19 protein-coding genes and 1 tRNA gene are annotated in these 16,560 nt (G+C 71.6%); 10 read left to right on the top strand and 10 right to left on the bottom strand.

Annotation, left to right across the window (positions count from 1 at the left end):
- The first annotated feature begins 4 nt into the window (after positions 1-4).
- A complete protein-coding gene (locus ACFSC0_RS10030; protein WP_377283078.1) occupies positions 5-379 on the top strand; it encodes a hypothetical protein in 375 nt (124 codons plus the stop codon).
- Between the two features lie 78 nt (positions 380-457).
- Positions 458-652, top strand: coding sequence for a hypothetical protein (locus ACFSC0_RS10025; RefSeq protein WP_377283079.1), 195 nt, complete (start codon positions 458-460; stop codon positions 650-652).
- On the opposite strand, the gene ACFSC0_RS10020 is transcribed toward ACFSC0_RS10025, so the two are convergent.
- A complete protein-coding gene (locus tag ACFSC0_RS10020; protein ID WP_377283080.1) occupies positions 649-1,044 on the bottom strand; it encodes a VOC family protein in 396 nt (131 codons plus the stop codon). The two genes, ACFSC0_RS10025 and ACFSC0_RS10020, sit on opposite strands and share 4 nt — an antisense overlap.
- A 53-nt stretch (positions 1,045-1,097) precedes the next feature.
- Here ACFSC0_RS10020 and ACFSC0_RS10015 point away from each other — a divergent pair, with 53 nt between their 5' ends.
- Together ACFSC0_RS10015 and ACFSC0_RS10010 are read left to right on the top strand one after the other, a co-directional pair.
- Positions 1,098-1,520, top strand: a complete 423-nt coding sequence (locus ACFSC0_RS10015) for a PAS domain-containing protein (protein WP_377283081.1) — start codon at positions 1,098-1,100, stop codon at positions 1,518-1,520.
- Between the two features lie 69 nt (positions 1,521-1,589).
- Positions 1,590-1,847, top strand: coding sequence for a hypothetical protein (locus ACFSC0_RS10010; protein ID WP_377283082.1), 258 nt, complete (start codon positions 1,590-1,592; stop codon positions 1,845-1,847).
- On the opposite strand, the gene ACFSC0_RS10005 is transcribed toward ACFSC0_RS10010, so the two are convergent.
- Positions 1,844-2,011 carry a hypothetical protein gene (locus ACFSC0_RS10005; protein ID WP_377283083.1) on the bottom strand — a complete coding sequence of 56 codons (168 nt, stop codon included), beginning with the start codon at positions 2,009-2,011 and terminating at the stop codon, positions 1,844-1,846. The genes ACFSC0_RS10010 and ACFSC0_RS10005 overlap by 4 nt on opposite strands.
- Before the next feature lie 110 nt (positions 2,012-2,121).
- Entirely contained in the window at positions 2,122-3,063 is a 942-nt protein-coding gene (locus ACFSC0_RS10000) for a CPBP family intramembrane glutamic endopeptidase (RefSeq protein ID WP_377283084.1), read from the bottom strand.
- 183 nt (positions 3,064-3,246) lie between these two features.
- Here ACFSC0_RS10000 and ACFSC0_RS09995 point away from each other — a divergent pair, with 183 nt between their 5' ends.
- A complete protein-coding gene (locus tag ACFSC0_RS09995; RefSeq protein ID WP_377283085.1) occupies positions 3,247-3,450 on the top strand; it encodes a hypothetical protein in 204 nt (67 codons plus the stop codon).
- 86 nt (positions 3,451-3,536) lie between these two features.
- The gene (locus tag ACFSC0_RS09990) at positions 3,537-3,815 is read left to right on the top strand and encodes a hypothetical protein (RefSeq protein ID WP_377355141.1); all 279 of its coding nucleotides are present in this window, start codon (positions 3,537-3,539) and stop codon (positions 3,813-3,815) included.
- Here ACFSC0_RS09990 and ACFSC0_RS09985 read toward each other — a convergent pair.
- Positions 3,812-4,465, bottom strand: a complete 654-nt coding sequence (locus tag ACFSC0_RS09985) for a 2-hydroxychromene-2-carboxylate isomerase (protein WP_377283087.1) — start codon at positions 4,463-4,465, stop codon at positions 3,812-3,814. The two genes, ACFSC0_RS09990 and ACFSC0_RS09985, sit on opposite strands and share 4 nt — an antisense overlap.
- Positions 4,466-4,535: 70 nt before the next feature.
- Between ACFSC0_RS09985 and ACFSC0_RS09980 the strand changes: the two genes are divergently transcribed.
- Entirely contained in the window at positions 4,536-5,177 is a 642-nt protein-coding gene (locus ACFSC0_RS09980) for a TetR/AcrR family transcriptional regulator (protein ID WP_377283088.1), read from the top strand.
- The gene (locus tag ACFSC0_RS09975; RefSeq protein WP_377283089.1) at positions 5,174-6,664 is read left to right on the top strand and encodes an MBL fold metallo-hydrolase; all 1,491 of its coding nucleotides are present in this window, start codon (positions 5,174-5,176) and stop codon (positions 6,662-6,664) included. Before ACFSC0_RS09980 ends, ACFSC0_RS09975 begins: the two co-directional genes overlap by 4 nt.
- A 142-nt stretch (positions 6,665-6,806) precedes the next feature.
- Here ACFSC0_RS09975 and ACFSC0_RS09970 read toward each other — a convergent pair whose 3' ends face one another.
- The gene (locus ACFSC0_RS09970) at positions 6,807-7,637 is read right to left on the bottom strand and encodes an enoyl-CoA hydratase/isomerase family protein (RefSeq protein WP_377283090.1); all 831 of its coding nucleotides are present in this window, start codon (positions 7,635-7,637) and stop codon (positions 6,807-6,809) included.
- Between the two features lie 86 nt (positions 7,638-7,723).
- Entirely contained in the window at positions 7,724-9,001 is a 1,278-nt protein-coding gene (locus ACFSC0_RS09965; RefSeq protein WP_377283091.1) for a DUF6880 family protein, read from the bottom strand.
- A 187-nt stretch (positions 9,002-9,188) separates the two neighbouring features.
- Between ACFSC0_RS09965 and ACFSC0_RS09960 the strand changes: the two genes are divergently transcribed.
- Positions 9,189-10,313: a coiled-coil domain-containing protein gene (locus ACFSC0_RS09960; RefSeq protein WP_377283092.1), complete on the top strand. Its 1,125-nt coding sequence runs from the start codon at positions 9,189-9,191 to the stop codon at positions 10,311-10,313.
- 63 nt (positions 10,314-10,376) lie between these two features.
- Here ACFSC0_RS09960 and ACFSC0_RS09955 read toward each other — a convergent pair.
- The 4 genes from ACFSC0_RS09955 to ACFSC0_RS09940 all read right to left on the bottom strand — a co-directional run bounded on the left by ACFSC0_RS09955 (position 10,377) and on the right by ACFSC0_RS09940 (position 14,708).
- Positions 10,377-10,466 (bottom strand) — tRNA-Ser (locus ACFSC0_RS09955).
- Positions 10,467-10,738: 272 nt separating this feature from the next.
- Positions 10,739-12,427: a putative bifunctional diguanylate cyclase/phosphodiesterase gene (locus ACFSC0_RS09950; protein ID WP_377355140.1), complete on the bottom strand. Its 1,689-nt coding sequence runs from the start codon at positions 12,425-12,427 to the stop codon at positions 10,739-10,741.
- A gap of 263 nt (positions 12,428-12,690) precedes the next feature.
- Positions 12,691-13,161, bottom strand: coding sequence for a ribonuclease E activity regulator RraA (gene rraA / locus ACFSC0_RS09945; RefSeq protein WP_377283094.1), 471 nt, complete (start codon positions 13,159-13,161; stop codon positions 12,691-12,693).
- On the bottom strand, positions 13,158-14,708 hold the full coding sequence (locus ACFSC0_RS09940) for a class I adenylate-forming enzyme family protein (RefSeq protein WP_377283095.1): 1,551 nt from the start codon (positions 14,706-14,708) through the stop codon (positions 13,158-13,160). Before ACFSC0_RS09940 ends, rraA begins: the two co-directional genes overlap by 4 nt.
- A gap of 178 nt (positions 14,709-14,886) precedes the next feature.
- On the opposite strand from ACFSC0_RS09940, the gene ACFSC0_RS09935 reads away from it, so the two are divergent.
- Complete coding sequence (locus ACFSC0_RS09935; protein ID WP_377283096.1) at positions 14,887-16,359, top strand: AMP-binding protein; 1,473 nt, start codon at positions 14,887-14,889, stop codon at positions 16,357-16,359.
- Positions 16,360-16,560: the final 201 nt, after the last annotated feature.

Genomic DNA, 16,560 nt, shown 5'->3' with positions numbered 1-16,560 from the left:
CTCGATGGCGGGCGGCTACGTCGGCTGGGCGCTGCACGAGCAGGACCGCGAGGCGCTGCTCGAGGCCTTTCCCCCCGCCTACCCGAAGGTGGTGGCCGACCACGTCACCTTGTCGCTGACAAGCCTGATGAAGGGCGGGCTGCCCACCGCCCGCTCCGGCGAGGTGGTCGGGATCACCGACGACGGCGCGGGCGTGCAGGCCCTGGTGGTCCGCATCGAGGGCACGACCGACCGCCCCGACGGCTCCACCTACCACCTGACCTGGTCGCTCGGGGCGGGCCGCAAGGCGGTGGAGAGCAACGACGTGCTGCGCGAGCGCGGCTGGACGCCCATCGACCCGCCCTGGCCGATCCGGCTCGAGCCCCGCCGCTGGCCCTGAGAAATTCTGGCGCCGGCCCACGGGACCCGCCGCTCGGGCGCGCGCGTTCTTGAAGCTTCCACGTGGCGGAGGATGACCATGCCCCAAGCAAAACCCCTGGAGCAGTTCCGGCTCGAAGAGACGGATGCGGGTTATCTGATCAGCATCCAGGCCCAGGGCGGCGAGTCCCTGGCCGTGGAGGCCTCGCCCGAGCAGCTGGACGCCATCATCGACGCCCTCGACGACCTGCTCTCCGACGACGACCTCGACTTCGACGAGGAGGAGGAGAGCTAGCCCCTCAGCTCCAGGCCGTTGCCGTCGGGGTCGGAGAGATAGACGCTGATCCCCTCCCCGCCCGCGCCGTAGCGCAGGCCGCTCTCGCCCACGGAAACGCCGTGCGCCTCGAGATGCCGGCGCACGGCCTCAAGGTCGAAACCCTCGATGCGCAGGCAGAAGTGGTCGAGGTTGCGGCCCTCGGCGCCCGGGCCCGCGCCGCCCGCGCGGCCGAGCCGGCCGTCCACAGGCACGAGGTCGATGAGGCTCGTCCCCGCACGCAGCTGGATCAGGCCGAGCTCGTCGTTGCGCCGCTCCACCGGGCAGCCCAGCACGTCCACGTAGAAGGCCAGCATGGCCGGCAGGTCCTTCACCCGCAGCACCAGGTGGTCGACGCCCGTCACGGTCAGCATGGGGTGGTCTCCGGCGCTGGATCGGCTCTGCTTGTGGACGTAGGCTCTGGAGCATGGATATCCAAGCCGCCCTTGGCCCCGCCCTGCTCGCCTCGGCCTCCGACGCCATCGTCGCCAGCGACCGGGAGGGCGCGATCGTCTTCTGGAACCCCGGCGCGGAGCGGATCTTCGGCTTCTCCGCCGCCGAGGCCCTCGGCCAGTCGCTGGACCTGATCATCCCCGAGCCCCAGCGGGCCCGCCACTGGGAGGGCTACGACCGGGTCATCGCCTCGGGGGAGAGCCGATACGGGGCCGGCGACCTGCTGGCCGCCCCGGGCATCCGAAAGGACGGGGCCCGCATCAGCCTGGAGTTCTCCATCGTGCTGGTGAAGGACGGCTCCGGCCAGGTCGCGGCGATGGTGTCGGTGATGCGCGACGTCACCGCCAAGTTCGAGGAGATGCGCGCGCTTCGCAAGCGCCTGGCCGGAGCGGTCTAGCGCCAAGGAACGCGCCGCGCCTGTTCCAAGTTGGGACAGGCGCCTGTCTCAAAACGGGAGAACCGCCGCATGAGCTCGGCCACCCCGACCACCAACCATGACGAAATCCGCCGCTGGGCGGAGGAGAACAACGGCAAGCCGGCCTGCGTGAAGGGCACCGGCAAGGGCAAGGACCCGGGCATCCTGCGGCTCGACTTCGACGAGAAGGAGGAGAACCTCGAGCCGATCGACTGGGACACCTGGTTCGACTGGTTCGAGAAGAACGAGCTGGCCCTGCTGAAGTCCGACGACAGCCGTTTCAACAAGCTCGTCAGCCGCAAGCACTAGACGAGGTCGGCGGCCATCTTGGTCAGCACCGCCGTCAGCAGCGGCGCGGCCAGGGTCAGCTCGATCAGCAGGACCGCATAGAGCCCGGCCAGCACCGGCCGGCGATCCTTGAGGTTCAGCACGACGCCGGCGACCAGCGGGCCGGTGATGGGTCCCAAGAGCATGAAGGGCGCGAGGCGGAACGCGTGCTGCTTGAACGTGCGCCGGGGCGGCGCTGTCTCGACTTGGGACACCATGAGCGCCGCGGGGCAAATCCGGCGCCAGGAATTAATCCTTAGGTAACTATGCCGAGCCGCCGTCCCAGCGACGGGCGGCGGCGGGCGTACTCCACGACCGCGATCAGGGCCATCAGCACCATCAGCTCCAGCCCCAGGCTGATGAAGTCGAACGGCAGCGGCTTGGGGGGCTCGAAGGTGATCGGCGTCAGGAAGAAGCTGATCATCAGGTTGTTGGCCAGGTGCGCGCCGGTGGTGAACTCCACCCCGTCGGTGCGCAGGGCGATCCAGCCCCAGGCCACCCCCATCGCCGCCCGCACCAGGAAGGCGTCGGGGTTGGGATCGGCGTGCCCCAGCGAGAACAGCACGCCCGGCACCAGCAGGATGATCCACAGCCGGCGGGTGAAGGCGCGGACCTGCTGCTGGGCCCAGCCGCGGAACACCACCTCCTCGGCGAAGGCGGCGAGGAACAGGAAGACGGCGGCGGCCGTCACGTAGGCCAGCTTCGCCCCGGTGGTCTCGTCGCGCAGCAGAGGCGCGGTCTCGGGCGGCGGGCTGCGCTGCACCTCCAGGCCGATGACCAGCAGGATCATCGGCGCGGCGACCAGGAAGCCCCCGGCCACGGCCCGCCAGCGGAACCGGCCCGCCGCGGTGATGAAGCTCATCATGGGCCGGCCGTAGACCCGGCTCGCGACCATCAGGAAGACCGCCAGGGCCGCCGCGAAGCCGAGCCCGATGGTGGACAGCTCGGCCAGGTAGCTGGTCAGCGGCCGGCCCCCGTGCGCCTGCGTCAGGGTCTCGATCGCCGCGCTGAAGCTGCCGCCGAGGTCGTCCGCGAAGGCGATGGCGCTGCCCACAAGCGCCAGACCCGAAACGAGCACCGAGACCAGGAAGGCCAGCCCGCCGCCGCCCAGCACCACGGCCAGCGGCCGCCACCAGCGGCGCTCGCCGGGCCCCACCACGGCCAGAAAGGCGGGCGTCTCGGTCTGAAGGGCGCTCATGGAAGCTGAGCCTCTCTTTCGGGCGCTAGAGCGTGGCTATGGGGCGACTCGCGGCGGCGGGTCCAGCCGCGCCGCTGCGGACCGGTCGCCATCGGGCCGATCCGCCGCCGTCATTTTTTCGCCCCATGGGCAAACCAAATGCGCCCCCTTCCGGTTTGCCTGGGCGTCGCGTTGAGAGTTCCAATGGCTCCGCAGGTCTTCGTCGTCGTGCCCTATGCGGGTAAATGGGGCGTGAGCGCCGGCGGCGAAGTGCTGGCGGTCGCCCGCTCGAAGGCCGCCGCCCAGGACCTCGCGCGCAAGGCAAGCGAGGCGCTGCAGCCCGGCGAACCCGCACCGGACCCGGGCCGGGTTCGCATCCACGAGCGCCGCAGCTTCATCGACAGCTGACCCGCGCCCCTGAGGCGACCTGCCGCAGGCGCCGGCGCCGATTTTCGGCGGCTCTGTCACATTTCGACGGACTCCCTCGCCCCTATATGCACGATGTCCGCCTGGGAGGGGCCGTGGTCGATCCGAAGCACATGGACGTGGAGGAGCAGCGCGCCGCCGGCGCGGCCTTGCCCTACACCGTCGAGCTGTGGGACGCCGCGGGCGAGCGCCCCGACCTCGTGCTCGGCCAGCTGCGCACCGCCAGCCTGGCCTTCGCCTGCTACTACGGCGCCCTGCGCGAGTACGTCGGCCGGCGCATCATGCTGCGGCAGGGCGACCATGTCGTCGCCGCGTTCAATCCGTCGCAGGAGCCTCCGGCCCGCTAGCCGCGTTCGGCGAGGCCATGCTGGCGCAGCCGCCAGAGCAGGGTCTCGATGCGGTCCTGTCCGAAGAAGGGCTCGTCCCTGAACACCATGGTGGGCACGCCCCAGTGGCCCACCGCCTCCAGCCGCTCGTGGCTCGCCTGGATCGCCGCCTCCAGGCGCTCGCCCTCGGCTTCGATCGCCTGCTCGAGCTCGGCCAGGTCCAGGCCCGCCCACACGGCCGCGCGCGCGAGGTGGTCGCCCTCGTTCCAGCCCTGGACCTCTCCGCCCCAGATCAGCCGGCTCACCTCCTGGATGAAGGCCAGGCCCCGGCCGCGTTCGACCGCAGCCTGCCCCAGGTGGGTCAGCCGCCGGATGTAGGGCTGGTCCTTGGCCACCTCGCCGCTCGCCATGTCCATGACGATGGGGTCCGGGCGCGGCGGGCCGAACGGCAGGCCCAGCATCTGCGCGGTCCGGAACGCGTCGCGCGCCACGTACATGGGCCAGCGCCGGTCCTGCCGCTTGAAGAAGCCGTCGACGCGGACGGCGAGCGGATAGACCGGCCGCACCGTCAGCTCCACGTCGTAGCGGGCGGCGATGTCCGCCAGCCTCGGCGTCGCCAGGTAGGAATAGGGGCTGCGAAAGCTCCAGAAGACCTCGACTTCCAGCGTCATGGCCGCCTCCTTGCGAAACTGACTAGATCGTTCAATAATGACTGTCTAGTCTAATAACGGAGCCCGCGCCGTGGCCGCCCCCGACCGCACCGACCGCCGCCGCGTCCGCACCCGCGCCGCCCTGATGAGGGCCGGGCAGGCGCTGTTCGCCCACCGGTCCGTGGACGCCGTCAGCATCGACGACATCGTGGCCGCGGCGGACGTCGCCAAGGGCAGCTTCTACAACCACTTCCCGGACAAGGAGGCGCTGGCCCAGGCGCTGGGCGAGGAGGTGCGCCGCGGCGTCGAGCAGCTGGCGGCGGAGGTGAACGCGGGCCTGGCCGATCCCGCCGAGCGGGTCGCCCGGGCCCTCTGCGGGTTCGTCCGCCAGGCCGCCGCCGAGCCCGAGCGCGCCCGGGCCATGCAGCGCCTGTTCCCGGCCGCCGCCGTCCCCGACGCCCCCATGAAACGGGGTGTGCGCGCCGACATCGCCGCGGGACTGAAGGCCGGCCGCTTCACCGGCCTCAGTCAGGACGCCGCCATTCTCACGGCCGTCGGACTCGTGCAGATCGCCGTCGCCCGGGCGGCCGGACCCGAGGGCGGCGCGCCCGAACGGCTCGGCCGCGAGCTGGCCTTCGCCCTCCTGCGGGGGCTGGGGGTGGAACCGTCTGAGGCCGAGACGCTCGCCGCGCGCGCCGCAGCCGACCTTCTCGGGAAGGGCGCAGAACGATGACCCAGGCGCTGCGTTGGCTCGTCGGACTCTACGGCCTGCTGTTCGCCCTGCTCGGGCTGGCGGGCTGGGCCGCCCCCGAGCGGCTGGCCGAGCGGCTGGGCCTGGCCACCCTCACGACGGCCGGCTTGGCCAGCCTGAGGGCCGACCTCGGCGGCCTGTTCGTGGGGCTGGCCGTGCTGTGCCTGGCCGGCGCGATCCTGCGTCGGCGGGGGCTGCTGGCCGCCGCCCTGATCGTCCTGGCCGCCATCCTCGCCGGCCGCCTGCTCGGCGTCGTCGCCGACGGGGGCCTGGCCGAGACCGCCGCCAGCCTCGCTGTGGAGGCGAGCGCCGTGGCGGTGCTGGCGCTGGCCCTGCGCGCGCTCCGGCCCGCCGACGAGACGCCCCGGCCCCGCCGTCGCGCGCTCGTCCTGGCCGGCGCCGGCCTGCTCGCGGTGGCGCTCGGCGTCGGAACCGCCGCGTCCGTCCCGGCCGTCCAGCAGCACGCCTTCGAGGCTGCGGCGCGGCGCCAGATCGGGCGCAGCAACGCCGCCCTGCTGAACGACGACGCGCTGCGGGTGGCGGTCTGCGGCTCGTCCGCGCCGCTCCCCAGCCCCGACCGCGCCAAGGCCTGCGTCGCCGTCTTCGCGGGCGGAAAGATCTACGTCGTCGACGTGGGCCCGGAGTCGGTGGAGCGGCTGATGCAGTGGGGCGTGCCGTTGTCGCAGGTCGCCGGCGTGCTGATCACCCACTTCCATTCCGACCACATCGGCGATCTGGGCGAGCTCAACCTGCAGACCTGGGCGCAGGGCCGCCCCGCCCCGCTGCCGGTCTACGGCGGGCCTGGCGTCGAGCAGGTGGTCGCCGGCTTCAACCAGGCCTACCGCCTCGACCAGGGCTACCGCACCGCCCACCACGGCGAGGCGAACATGCCCGCCGCCACCTGGGCGCTGGTCCCGCGCCCGGTCGCCCTGCCCGGGCCCGCCACCCCCGCCAAGGGCCGCACCGGGCTCGTGCTGAAGGACGGGGACCTGACCATCACCGCCATCGAGGTGGAGCACGCGCCGATCGAGCCGGCCTACGCCTACCGCTTCGACTACAAGGGCCGTTCGGTGGTGATCACCGGCGACACCCGCGCCCATGCGCCGCTGATCGCCGCCTCTCGGGGCGCAGACCTGATGCTGTCCGAGGCCCTGGCCCGGCCGATGATCGAGACGCTCGAGCAGGCCTCGGCCGAGGCCGGCCGGCCCCGCGTCTCGGCCATCATGCACGACATCCAGAGCTACCACGTCTCGCCCGCCGAGGCGGCCGACATCGCCGACGCTGCAGGCGTGCGCCTCCTGGTGCTCTACCACCTGCTGCCGGCGCCGGATAACGCCCTGGCCCGGCGGGTGTTCGTCCGCGACCTCGACCGCGCCCGGGACGGGGCGTGGCGGCTGGCCGACGACGGCAGCCTCTACACCCTGCCCCTGGGCTCGACCCAGGTGCGGGTCGGGCGGGTCCCGCGCTAGTGCGTGCGCCCCCTCCGTCTCGTCGCTTCGCGCCGATCCACCTCCCCCGTCGTCTTCGCGCCGGGGGAGGAGCCCGGTTCAGATCCTCCCCCGCTTGCGGGGGAGGGGGACCGCCGAAGGCGGTGGAGGGGGCGCGGCCGCGCTAGCGGCCCTTGAAGTCCGCCGGCCGCTTCTCGAGGAAGGAGGCCATCCCCTCGCGGAAGTCGTCGGTGCGGATCAACTGCAGGAACTGCAGATAGACGTGGTGGACGTGGTCGTTGAACGTCTCGTTCAGGCCCATCCGCATCAGCCGCTTGGCCGACTGCACCGCCAGCGGCGCGTTCTCGGCCATCGACCTCGCCATCTCCCGCGCCGCCGAGGCGAGCTCGGCGTCCGGCACGACCTTGGAGGCCAGGCCGATCTCCACGCACTCCTGCGCCGACAGCGTGCGGCCGGTGAAGACGATCTCGGCCGCCTTCTCCCAGCCCAGCAGCCGGGGCAGGATCCAGGTCCCGCCGGACTCCGGCACCACGCCGCGCTTGACGAAGGCCGGGGCCATCTTGGCGCTCTGCGCCATAATCCGCACGTCGCAGCCCAGGGCGGTGTCCATGCCGTAGCCGGCCGCGGCCCCGTTCAGCGCGCAGATGGTCGGCTTGTCCATGTGGTGCAGCACGGTGGGCGGGGAGTTGCGCAGGTCGATGTCCACCGACACCGCCCGGGCCTGGTTCTGCGAGCCGATGCCGTCGCCCTGAGTCGCGTCCACGAGGTCCAGGCCCGCGCAGAAGGCGCGGCCGACGGCGGTGAGAACGACGACCCGCACCTCCTTGTCGGCGTTCGCCTGCAGCAGCAATTCCGACAGCCGCCGCAGCATCGGCCCGGAGATGGTGTTCATCTTCTCCGGCCGGTTGATGGTCAGGGTCGCGATCCCCTCGGAGACCTCGTACAGGACCTCGTCCTGCGCAGACCCGGCCGGCGGCTTCACGGGCGCGTTCATCGGCATCCTCCTCCGTCTTAATTCTGGTTGGGAGAAGCTTAGCCCGGATCACGGGGCGTGAGGCTAGGGGGAAAGTACGGCCTGCCTCAGAGGCCGATCGAGTCCGCCTCGGCCGTGAGCCGGTCGCAGGTGGCGAGGTCGCGGCGCCGGAACGCGGCGGCGGCGGCCTTGCGCAGCAGAAGCTCGGCGGCCTCCGGGAAGCGGGTGCGCAGCCGCCCCGCCCACAGCTCGGCCAGCTCGGCGGCGACCTCGGCCTCGGCCCGGCGCGCCAGGATCATGCCGGCCGCCTCCGGCAGCGCCGGCCAGTCGAGCAGGAACCGCAGCCCCGCCTCGAAGTCCGGGTGGCCGGCGGCCAGGGCGAAGGCCCGCGCCTCGGCCTCCACGTCGTCGAAGCCGCCCAGCCGGGCGATGAAGGCCCTGGCCCTGTCCACCGACAGCGTGCGCTCGAACGAGGCCCACAGCGCCGCCTGCGCCGCCGCCGACTGGCCGGACCGCTCGAGGTATTCGATCCAGGCGCTCTCCCAGGCGAACAGCGGCTCGGCGGCGCGCCGGCCCGGCGCGCGGATCGGAGTCGAGGCCGCCGCCGCCTCGAGGACCTCGCCCGCCTCCTCCACCCGCCCTGCGGCGAGCAGGCGCGCGCCGACCTCGGCCGCGACGGCCTGGCCGGCCAGCTCGGCCGGCGTGAAGGTGGCCCGGTAGGCGTCCACGTTCCCGGCCGCATCGGCCAGGGTTCGCAGGCTCGGAAGCCAGCTTGCGGCGAAGGCGGGGTGGTCGCTCAACCGCCGCAGGGTCGCCTCGGCGAGCTCCGGGCGGCCGTCGACCGCCAGCGGCAGCCACTGGGCCCAGTCGCCGGGCGCGAGGGCGACCTGCTGGGCCAGCGTGCCGGCGAGGAACCCCACGTCCGCCGCCTCGGCCAGCCGCGAGAGGTCCCGCGCCCCTTGCGCGAACGTCTCGGCCACCTGGCCGTCGGCGTCGCGGACCCGCGTGCGCAGCCGCGGCGCGAGCTGCAGGAACTGGAACAGGCGATCGCGCGCCGCCGGCCCGTCCAGCTCCGCCAGCCGGACGGCGATGAGCTCCCGCAGGCCCTTCAGGTCGCGCACGAACGTGCTGCGCTGGCGCCAGGAGACCCGCGAGCGGCTGGTCTCCAGGGCGGCCAGGCGCCGGTCGATCTCCACCATCAGGTGGTCGGCGCCCTGCTCGGCCGCCAGCTCCATCCGCAGCCGGCGCTTCAGCTCCGGACGGGCCTGGGCGACGCCGGCCAGGATCTCGGCCAGCCGCTCGGCGCCCAGCCGCGCCAGGTTCTCGGGCGTGACCTTCTTCAGGCTCGCGGCGCTCGGGCGCTTCTTCGGTCGCGCAGCGTCCATCGCCGTGGAATGCCCGGGATGGCGGGGCGGGTCCAGAGTCCAGGACCCAGGGCGCCGGGCGCAGCTGAACCTGAACCCCGTGCAACAAACCGGTTCAGGCGCGTTTCAGTGGGCAGACGTCAGAAGACAAAGCACGGCCCCGGCAAGCACCCGCTCCGGGAACGCAGACCTGCAAAGGACCATGACCATGAACCGCACGATGATGGCGCTGCTTGCGGCCACCACCCTCGCCGCCGGCGTTCCGGCGGTCGCCAGCGCCCAGGACTGGGGGGTCAACCAACGTCAGGCCCAGCTCGACCAGCGTATCGACGCCGGCGTCCGCAGCGGCCAGCTCACCGACGCCGAGGCCGCCCGCCTGCGCGAGGAGTTCCAGGACATCGCGCGGCTGGAGCGCCGCTATCGCGAGGGCGGCCTGAGCTCCGCCGAGCGCGCCGACCTCGACCGGCGCTTCGATGTGCTGTCGGCCCGCATCCGCGACGAGCGGCAGGACTGGCAGGCCGAACGCCCGGGCTCGGGCGCATGGCAGAACATCAACCAGCGCCAGGCCCAGCTCGACCAGCGCATCGACGTCGGGCTGCGCAACGGTCAGCTGACGCAGGCCGAGGCCGCCCGGCTGCGCGCCGAGTTCCAGGAGATCGCCCAGCTGGAGCGGCGCTACCGCCAGAACGGCCTGAGCGCCGCCGAGCGGGCCGACCTCGACCGGCGCTTCGACCAGCTCTCGGCCCGCATCCGCGACGAGCGGCAGGACTGGCAGGCCGAGCGCCCGGGCTCGGGCGCGTGGCAGAACATCAACCAGCGCCAGGCCCAGCTCGACCGTCGCATCGATGTCGGCGTGCGCAACGGCCAGCTGACCGCCGCCGAGGCGGCCCGGCTTCGGGCCGAGTTCCAGGAGATCGTGCGGCTCGAGCAGCGCTATCGCCGGAACGGCCTGACCCAGGCCGAGCGCGCCGACCTCGACCGGCGCTTCGACCAGCTGTCGGCCCGCATTCGGGACGAGCGCCGCGACGGGCAGGCCCGCTGGGAGAACCTCAACCAGCGCCAGGCCCAGTTCGAGCAACGGCTGAACCGGGCGGTGGCCGACCGGCGCCTCAACTCCCGCCAGGCGATGAACCTGCGGATGGAGTTCGACGCCATCGCCCGGCTGGAGCAGCGCTATCGCCAGGACGGCCTGACCCGCGCGGAACGCGCCGACCTCGACATGCGCTTCGACCGCCTGCAGGCCAACTTCCGCGCCTCGCTCAACGCCTCCAGCTACGGCTACGGCTACGGCGAAGCGCCCAACCTCTTCGACTACCTCTTCGGGCTCCGCTAGGCGCGGCGTGCGGGCGGCGCAGAGGCGTCGCCCGCCGGTTTCACGAGATCATCCGGTGCGGAATGGCGGAGAGGGAGGGATTCGAACCCTCGATACGGTTACCCGTATGCCGCATTTCGAGTGCGGTGCTTTCAACCACTCAGCCACCTCTCCTCAGGGCGTCTGCGAGGCCGCGCGAGGGCGGCCGCTGAGCGAAGGCGCGGAACCTAGCCATGAGGCCCGCCCCGCGCAAGTGTTCTGGAGAGTCGCAGGGTTAACGGCTTCCCTCCCCTTCAGGGGAGGGTGGCCCGGAGCGCAGCGACGGGACGGGTGGGGGAGTCCGGGACCTGCGAGGCGGTGGTGGACCAGCGTCTGGGCGGCGCGTCCCTTCCCCACCCCGGTCGGCTGCGCCGACTCGGCCCTCCCCTGAAGGGGAGGGAAGGGATCTAGGCCGCCGCGGAGGTCTTGCGGCGGGTCTTGAGCAGGGCGTCGATGTCCTCGGGCTCGCCGGGGCGGCCGAGGAAGTAGCCTTGCAGCTGGTTGCAGCCGGCGCTGACCAGGGCGGCGTGCTGGTCGGCGGTCTCGACCCCTTCGGCGGTGACCTCCAGGTCGAGGGCCTGGGCGAGCTGGATCATCGCCCGGACCAGTTTCTCCACCTCGGCGTTGCCCAGGTTGGAGACGAAGGAGCGGTCGATCTTGATCCGGTCCACCGGATAGAGGTGCAGGTAGCTCAGCGACGAATAGCCGGTGCCGAAATCGTCGAGGGCCAGGGTGAAGCCGAGCTCGCGCAGGGTGCGCAGGAGGCTCTGGGTCTTCTCGTCGTCCTGCAGCAGGGCGCCTTCGGTGATCTCGATCTCCACCTTGTGCGGGTCGATGCCGGCCTCGGCCATGATGGCGCAGGTGCGCTCCAGGAAGTCCGGGCGCGACAGCTCCACCGGGGAGACGTTGACCGACAGGATCAGCTCGGGCCAGCGCCGGGCGGCCGTGCGGCAGGCCTCGCGCATGATGAACTCGCCGATCTCGTGGATCAGGCCGCTCTCCTCGGCCAGCGGGATGAACACCGCCGGCGAGACCATGCCGCGCCGCGGGTGGTTCCAGCGGGCCAGGGCCTCGACGCTTTCCAGGCGGCCGTCGGCGGCGAACCTGGGCTGATAGTGGACCTGCAGCAGCTCGTCGGACAGCGCCTCACGCAGCTCGACCTCCATCTGCTGACGCAGCCGCGCCTTCTCGTCCATCTCCTCGCCGTAGATGGTGTAGCGGCCGCGGCCCTCCTCCTTGGCCCGATAGAGGGCCAGGTCGGCCTGGCGGATGGCCTCGTCGGAATCGGTGAAGTCGTCGTCGACGATGGAGACGCCCACCGAGCAGGACAGCACGGCCTGGCCCCCGGCCAGCTCGAGCCGGCCGGAGAGCGCGTGGACGATGCGGTCGGCGAGGATCTGAACGCCTTCTCGGCCCTCGGCGCTGGGCGCGACGATGGCGAACTCGTCGCCGCCCAGCCGGGCGACGGTGTCGGTCTTGCGGCAGCAGGCGGCCAGCCGCTGGGCGGCCTCGCGGATGAACTCGTCGCCCGCCTGGTGGCCCAGGGTGTCGTTGACCTGCTTGAAGCGGTCGAGGTCGATGCAGAACACCGCCACCACCCCGCCGGAGCGGGCCAGGTTGTTCATGGCCATCGACAGGCGGTCGTGGAACAGCGCCCGGTTGGCCAGGCCGGTCATCGGATCGTGCAGCGACAGATGCTGGGCCTGGGCCTCGCTGGCCACCAGTTCCTCGGCGACGCGGCGGGTGCGGCGGTACATCCAGTAGCCCCAGCCGGCCAGGAAGCCGGCGATGCCGGCGACCAGCGGCGCCATGCGGGCGAGGACGTCGTAACCCAGGGTGGAGGAGCGCCAGGTGAGGTATTCGCCCGGCGCGATGGCCGCGGCCAGCCGCCCCGGCTCCGGCCGGTCGGCCAGGCGGGCGTCCTTCAGCGCCGGCTGAACCGCCTGGGGCGGCGCCGCGCGTACGGCCGTCTCGACCAGCCGCTGTTCGCGGCGGTCGGCGGCGTGGTTCACGGCCAGCCCGAGCACCATCGTCGCCCCGAACAGGGCGACGATGGCCAGGACGCTGGCGCCGAGCAGCGGCGCCAGAAGGGTCATCCCGGCCGAGCTGGAAGTGCGCGCCTCATGCGCCATCCAAAGGGTCTCCCCTGCCCATGGCGCGTTTGTGGACCAGACGAGCTTAAGGAACGTCTAAAGAATCGCGGACGCCTGCGACTCTTTGTGCACTCCGTTAGTCATGGGCTCGGGCAAATACTCAAAAAGTGGAAGGAGTTGATACCTCCTTCACCTCAGAGTTCGTTAGGGTAAACGCGGAGATAATCTCCAGATCAGCGACAACATTCACCGGTGTTGCTTTAGGCTTAGTCGGCCGGCAGCACGGCGACTCCGTCGGCATCGGCGTAGAGCATGTCGCCCGGCACGAACACCACGCCGCCGAAGGCCACCGGCGTGTCGATCACGCCCTCGCCGCGCTTGATGCTGCGCTTCGGATTGGAGCCCAGCGCCTTGACCCCCAGCTCGATGCCGGCGAGCACGGAGGCGTCGCGGACGCAGCCGTTGACGACCACGCCGGCCCAGCCGTTGGCGGCCGCGTCGGCGGCGATGGCGTCGCCCACCAGGGCGCAGTGCATGGACCCGCCCCCGTCGATCACCAGCACCTGCCCCAGGCCCGGCTCGGACAGCACCTCCCGCACCTTGGAGTTGTCCTCGTGGCAGCGGACGGTGCGGATCGGGCCGAAGAAGGCGGCCCGGCCGCCGAAGTCGCGGAACGGCGCCACGCAGACCTCGATGGCGCCCTCGTGCTCGTCGCAGAGATCGGCGACGGCCTTCACTGCGCGCCCGCCTTGGCCTGGTACTCGTCGCGCAGCTCGCGCTTCATCACCTTGCCGATGTGGCTGCGCGGCAGGCTCTCGACGATCTTCAGGTCGGCCAGCCGCTGGGTCTTGCCGAGCCGGCCGTTGACCCATTCCAGCAGGTCCTTCGCCGCCACCTCCTGGCCCGGTTTCAGCGCCACGAAGGCCACCGGCGTCTCGCCCCAGCGCTCGGAGGCCACGCCGACCACCGCGCTCTCCAGCACCGCCGGATGCTGGGCCAGCTCGGCCTCCAGGTCGGACGGGTAGATGTTGAAGCCGCCGGAGATGATCATGTCCTTCTTGCGGTCCATGAGGGTCAGGAAGCCGTCCTCGTCGAAGCGGCCCACGTCGCCCGTGCGGATGTAGCGGAGCCCCTCGGGGCTGAACCACTCCGTCTCCTTCGTCTTCTCAGGCTGGTTGTGGTAGCCGACCATCATCGCCGGCGAGCGGCCGACGACCTCGCCGATCTCCCCTTGCGGGACCTCCTTGCCGTCCTCGCCGATCAGCCGGATGTCGTGGCCCGGCAGCGGCCGTCCCACGGTGTGCAGCTTGTTGGGGAACTCGTGGGCCGCCAGCATGCAGGACCCGCCGCCCTCCGTCATGCCGTAGAACTCGATCAGCCCGCCCGGCCAGCGGCGCAGCACCTCGGCCTTCAGTTTGGCGCTGAACGGGGCGCTGGTGGCGAACTTCAGCCGGTAGCTCGACAGGTCGTACTTGTCGAAGTCCGGGTGGGCCATCAGCCGGCGGTACTGCACCGGCACCAGCATGGCGTGGGTCGCCCGGTGCTTCTCCGAGAGCTTCAGGAACTCGTCGGCGTCGAACTTGGGCATCAGCACGGCTGTGCCGCCCTGGGCCACCGTGGGCAGGAAGCTGACCAGCGTCGTGTTGGAGTAGAGCGGCGTCGAGATCATCGTCACCGACTCCGCATTGTAGTGGCCGCGGCGGATCTGGCTCCAACGCATCCGGTGCGGCTGGATGATCCCCTTGGGCGCGCCGGTGGTGCCCGACGAGTAGATGATGTTGAAGCCCTGGTCCGGCTGGATCTCCACCGGCTCCGGTTTCGCGCCCTCCGGCGCCAGCCACTCGGCGAACGGCTGGCCGGCCGAGGAGCCGTCGAGGGCCACGCGCTTGACCGTGATCTTGTCCGCCACCGGCTCCAACAGCTTGGCCACGCCCTCGTCGAGGAAGAAGACCTTGGCCCCGCAGTCCGTCAGCATCATCGCCAGGCTCTCGGGCGTGGAGGACGGGGCGAGCGGCGCGACCGCGGCCCCGGCCCGCAGGGTTCCGAGGTAGACCGCGCCGTATTCGATGGAGGTGGTGGCGCAGACCGCGGCGACGTCGCCGTTCCTCACCCCGTCCCGCTGCAGGGCCGCGGCGATGCGGTCCATCAGGGGATCGAGCTCGGCGTAGCTCAGCTGGCGGCCGGTCTGCACCAGGGCCGGGTGGCCGGCGCGCTCCTTGGCCTGTTCCCGGATCACGTCCGGAAGCGTGCCGAAGTCCTGGGCGAGAAGGTCCTGAAGCGACATGGAAACTCCGCGGGCTGACGTCGCGGCCCTCTTAGCGAAGGCGGGCCGGAAGGCCAAACGGCGCTTGCGGCAGGCGCCCTCCCCCAGGGTAAGGTAGCGCCGGCCCGATCCATTGCGGGCCTCTAGTGCAGATTCATGCGTTCGCGGGACCACCGCGGCATTGGGACGGGAACGATTGATGTCCGAAGAGATGATTTCGCTCGGCGCGAAGTTGAAGCAGACCGCCCTGGAACAGCCCGACAAGCCGGCGGTGAGCTGCGGGAGCGCCAGCCTCACCTACGCCGAGCTGCACCGGCGGACCAACCGCCTGGCGCGGGGCCTGAAGGCGCTGGGGGTCAAGCACGGCGACCTGGTCACCCTGGGCCTTCGCAACAGCATCGGGTTCGTGGAGGCCAGCTGGGCGATCTGGAAGGTCGGCGCGACGCCGCAGCCGGTCTCCTTCCGCTCCCCCAAGGCCGAGCTGCAGGCCATCGTCGAGCTGGCCAAGAGCCCCATCGTGATCGGCGAGTTCGGCTTCGAGCTGGACCGGCCGATGGTCACGGTGGCCGACATCGCCGCCAGGTCCGACGATGACAGCGACGTGCCGGACGAGACCGCGCCCTGCCTGAAGGCGCCGACGTCCGGCGGCTCCACCGGCCGGCCCAAGCTGATCCTGGCCGGCCAGCCGGGCGTCGCGGCCAAGGTGAGCCCCGAGGTCGGCGGCTGGCAGCTGACCCGCGAGTCCATCGCCCTGTTGCCCGCGCCGCTCTATCACAACGCCGGCTTCGGCATGATGATCAGCGCCATCAACATGGGCGCGCATCTGGTGTTGATGGAGCGGTTCGATCCCGAGGCAACGCTGGCCGAGATCGAAACGCGGAAGGCGACCTGGGTCTACCTCGTGCCGACCATGATGAACCGCATCTGGCAGCTGCCGGAGGAGGTCCGCCGCAGGCACGACATCTCCTCGCTCAAGACCCTCTGGCACCTGGCCGCCCCCTGCCCGGCCTGGCTGAAGGAGGCCTTCATTCGCTGGGTCGGCCCGGAGGTGGTGATGGAGCTCTACGCCGGCACCGAGGCCCAGGCCTCGACGGTGATCTCCGGCGCCGAGTGGCTCGAGCACCGCGGCAGCGTCGGCAAGGTGCGGATGGGCGAGATGAAGGCCTTCGACGAGGCCGGCAATCCGTTGCCGCCGCGCGAGATCGGCGAGATCTACATGCGCCGGCCGGAAGGCGCGCCGCCGTCGTACAAGTACGTCGGGGCCACGGCCAAGACGCTGCCCGGCGGCTGGGAGAGCCTGGGCGACATCGGCTGGTTCGATGAGGACGGCTACCTCTATCTCGCCGACCGGCGCACCGACATGATCCTGGTGGGCGGCTCCAACGTCTATCCGGCCGAGGTCGAGGCGGCGCTGGAGGAATTCCCCGGGGTGCTGGGCTGCGCGGTGATCGGCCTGCCGAACGACGACCTCGGCAACACCGTCCACGCCATCGTCCACGCCCGGCCCGAGGTCACCGAGGAAGCGCTCCGCGCCCACCTGAAGGACCGGCTGGTCACCTACAAGCAGCCGCGCTCGTACGAGTTCACCGACGAGCCCCTGCGCGACGACGCCGGCAAGGTGCGCCGCACCGCCCTGCGCGATGCACGCATCAAGAAGACGGAGGCCGCGTGATCTTCCCTCCCCTTCAGGGGAGGGTGGACGCAAGCGCAGCGAAGCGGACGGGTGGGGGAGTCATGGATTGCAGGAGCTGTGGTCGGCAGGCGCCTCGCCGGCGCTCCACTCCCCCACCCGGCCCCTTCGGGGCCACCCTCCCCTGAGGGGAGGGAAAGACTGACTTTACTTCCGCCCCCCACGGGCTAAGCCGTACGCCAT

This window comes from Phenylobacterium terrae (assembly GCF_042681205.1).
Lineage (GTDB): Bacteria > Pseudomonadota > Alphaproteobacteria > Caulobacterales > Caulobacteraceae > Phenylobacterium > Phenylobacterium terrae.
Note: the sequence above shows the minus strand (reverse complement) of the source record. Positions and strands in the feature narration are given on the sequence as shown.